Origin of the sequence: Prevotella ihumii (assembly GCF_900155655.1) — a bacterium.
In the GTDB taxonomy this organism is placed as follows: Bacteria; Bacteroidota; Bacteroidia; order Bacteroidales; family Bacteroidaceae; genus Prevotella; species Prevotella ihumii.
In genome coordinates this window covers 1-862 of sequence record NZ_LT707002.1, presented here as the reverse complement: position 1 = coordinate 862, position 862 = coordinate 1, and the positions used below count along the sequence as shown (strand labels likewise).

Annotated in this window: 1 protein-coding gene; it reads right to left on the bottom strand. The window is 43.9% G+C overall.

From position 1 onward, the window contains the following. Positions 1-751: transposase (locus tag CZ367_RS14010; protein ID WP_144006049.1), on the bottom strand; the 751-nt coding region annotated here is incomplete at its 3' end. Positions 752-862 lie beyond the last annotated feature (111 nt).

Below are 862 nucleotides of genomic sequence, written 5' to 3'. Positions count from 1 at the left end.
CACGCACCATCTTGCCTTTCTTCTTGGCTTTCTTGACAAGTTGAAGGTATGCCTGACGTGCATGCTTGTAGTTCGTTCGTGGCTTGTGCAGCTCAAACATATCGCACACCTTTATAATATAATCGGTAACCTTGCGGCAACCATCATGTATTATATCAACGTCAACAGGATAACGCATCTCTGCATCGGCACAGGTAGCATCAATCTTCAGCACTCCCTTGTGCTCGCGACCTTTTGAGTCGGTGAAGGAAGCGGCATTCGGATCCTCTGGTTTTAGAGTCGGTGGTTCCTCATCATTCTTCTTCGCCTCTTCTTCCTCACGCTTGCGTTTCTCTACAAGAAGGCGCTTCTGCTTGTCGAGAAGCTTGACTGTCATCTTGTTTAGTTCTTCCTCTGAGATTCGCTTGCGTATCGTGACGAATAGGCTTGGGTCGAATATAGGCTTGTCGGTGAACCCATGCAATCCACAAAAGTACTGCATATAGGGACTCTCTCTGATAATCTCGATGGTCTCGACATCACTTAGGTTTAGTTTGTGCTTGATAATCATTGCGCCGAGAATCATGCGTGCCGGCTTGTTCCCTGCACCTTTCTTCTGATTGTCCAACCTTGAGTTGTATTCCTTCTCAAGTTCTGTCCATGGAAGAAGGTCACCGAGAGCCACCCATCGGTTTGTCTTGTCCAACTCATCAAGGGATGAGCGGAGCAAACCGAGGTCAAGTTGCTTGTATTTTGGAGCGTAAAACTTCATCTTGCTATGGATTTAACTATATAAAGGTACGATTTTTTTGTTAAACAAACAAAGAAATAAAGTTATATAAACTTAAATATCAGAGAGTTATAAATTATTCAGTAAACACTA